At 65.9% G+C, this 2,634-nt stretch carries 2 protein-coding genes; one reads left to right on the plus strand and one right to left on the minus strand.

Features of this window, described 5'->3' with window-relative positions:
* A partial coding sequence (locus WCE35_RS12310; protein WP_424593618.1) for a glutamate synthase subunit beta occupies positions 1-1,194 on the plus strand: 1,194 nt, incomplete at its 5' end.
* 39 nt (positions 1,195-1,233) lie between these two features.
* Here WCE35_RS12310 and WCE35_RS12315 read toward each other — a convergent pair.
* A partial coding sequence (locus WCE35_RS12315; protein ID WP_424593619.1) for an outer membrane beta-barrel protein occupies positions 1,234-2,634 on the minus strand: 1,401 nt, incomplete at its 5' end.

The raw sequence follows: 2,634 nt of genomic DNA on the forward strand, positions 1-2,634 counted from the left end.
GAAGCCTCGCGCAATCTGCACTCGACCAACAATTTCCCGGAATTCACCGGCCGCATCTGCCCGGCGCCGTGCGAGGCCTCCTGCACGCTCAACATCGACGACAACCCGGTCACCATCAAGACCATCGAATGCGCGATCGTCGACCGCGCCTGGGACAATGGCTGGGTGACGCCGGAAATCGCCCCGAACAAGTCCGGCAAGAAGATCGCGGTGATCGGCTCGGGTCCGGCGGGCCTGGCCTGCGCGCAGCAGCTCGCGCGCGCCGGCCACGACGTGCATGTCTACGAGAAATACGCCAGGGCCGGCGGGCTATTGCGCTACGGCATTCCCGACTTCAAGATGGAAAAGCACGTCATCGACCGCCGCATCGCGCAGATGGAGGCCGAAGGCGTCACCTTCCATTACGGCGCCCATGTCGGCGCCAACGGTTCGATCGATCCGCGCGAGCTGCACCAGCAGTATGACGCGCTGGCGCTGACCGGCGGCGCGGAAGCCCCGCGCGACCTGCCGATCCCCGGACGCGATCTCGCCGGCATCCATTTTGCGATGGATTTTTTACCGCAGCAGAACCGCCGCGTCTCCTCTGAGCCGCTCGGCGATGCCGCCGACATTCTCGCCGCGGACAAGCACGTCGTCGTGATCGGCGGCGGCGACACCGGCTCGGACTGCATCGGCACAAGTTTCCGGCAGGGCGCCAAATCCGTGACGCAACTCGAGATCATGCCGGCGCCGCCCGAGCATGAGGACAAGGGGCTGACCTGGCCGAACTGGCCGTTGAAGATGCGGACCTCGTCGAGCCAGGCCGAAGGCGCCAGGCGCGAATACGCGGTGCTGACGCAGAAATTTTCAGGCATCGGCGGCAGCGTGACAAAAATGCACTGCGTGCAGGTCGACGAAAAGTTCAAGCCGATCGCCGGCACCGAATTCGAGCTCGACGCCCAGCTCGTGCTGCTGGCGATGGGTTTTGTGCATCCGGTGCACGAGGGCCTGTTGAAGACGCTCGGCGTCGACCTCGACCCGCGCGGCAACGTCCGCGCCAATCTCGCGGACTACAAGACCTCGCTGCCAAAGGTGTTCTCCGCCGGCGACATGCGCCGCGGCCAGTCGCTGGTGGTATGGGCGATCCGCGAGGGCCGGCTGTGCGCGCGCGCGATCGACCAGTTTTTGACGGGGGCGACGGCGCTGGCGCGGTAGTCTTATCCCTCCTCCTCATGGGCCACGAGGGGGAGAGGATCAATTCTGCAGCCGCACCCCGAGCATCACCACCGTCGAGTTGGTGCTGTTGCCGGCGAGATTGGAGTCCAGCCAGTCCCTCCGCAGCGTGCCCTTGATCCAGAGGCTGCGGGTCATCTTGTAGATGAGATCGCCGGACAGCGCATAGATTTTGTCGCTGCGGTTGGCGCCCTGGTAGTCGAGAGAGCCCCAGGTGAATTTGCCGATCGCCGTCAGCCAGCGGCGGAAATCGTGATCGACCTCGACGGTGTAGCTGTGCGTCAGCACGCCGGAGACGCCGGGCAACGTGGTCTCGGTAATCGCGGTCGTGGAATAGAATTTTGCCGTCGTCAGCGGGGTCGCGGTCCAGGTCAGCGAGGAGGCGACCAGCAGGCCCTGCAGGCGATTCAGCCTCGGATCGACATAGTCACGCGCGGTGTAGCCGGCCGAGACTTCGCCGGTCAAGAGCCGCGAGAATTCGAAGCTGGTGCCGGCCTTGACATGGAAGCCGGAGGAATCTCGGGCATAGCCGTTGCGGTCGAGCTTTTGGTCGTGCACGCGGCTGTCGGCCTCGGCTTCGACGAATGGCTTGACGCCTGGCGTCAGGTCGTAGCTGACGCGGCCGACGCCGCCATATTGGACAAGATTGCGGTCGCCGTTGCTGGTCGAACTGCCGTCGGTGAGTTTCGAGTTTTGGTAATCGGTGCGGTCGATGGTCGCTCCGCCGGCTATCCGCAGCCGGTTGAAATTCTGGTCGAAGCCGATGGTGCCGCCGAGCGTGGCGTAAACAGGATATCTGGCGAGGCCGGCCTGGATGTTCGGGCTGCCGGGATTGTCGGTGGCGACGCGCAGCCGCGCCTGCGCGGTGAGGCGCGTATCGCGGCTGACGTCGAGGCGGCCGTCGACATGGCCGGTGAAATCCGGGCGATCGATATCGACCGGCGCCGGCGAGATGGTGCCGTCGGTCGGCGGCGGAAAAATATTGCCGTAACCGGTGAAGGAGCCGCGCAGATCGGCGACCAGCGCGTGGCGCTGCCAGTCGGACACTGCCAGCAATTCCGGCGCGATGACTGCGAGCGGCGATCCGCCGGGGACGAAAGTGCGGCGCGGATTGGTGTCATGGCCGCCGCCGAGTTCGACCGCCGACTTGATCAGGAAACTGCCGGCGTAATCGCCGACCGCGCCGAACGGATCGTCGTCGATTCTGAGACGCTTGCGCGGGGGCTGGCCGGCGACGGTGCCGGCCATCGCCGGCGCGATCGGGGGCCTGTTGGCGGACTCGGACGGCGGAACGGATAACCGCGGCCGCGTGTTTGCAGCAAGTGGCGGCGGCGCGCTGCCGGGACCGGGCGGCGGCTTCGGCCTGGCCTGTCCGGGATAGAATTTCGGTTTCTTGCGCGTGCGGTTGAGCGAGTCGTAACC

This window comes from Bradyrhizobium sp. (assembly GCF_049691595.1).
Taxonomy (GTDB): Bacteria; Pseudomonadota; Alphaproteobacteria; order Rhizobiales; family Xanthobacteraceae; genus Bradyrhizobium.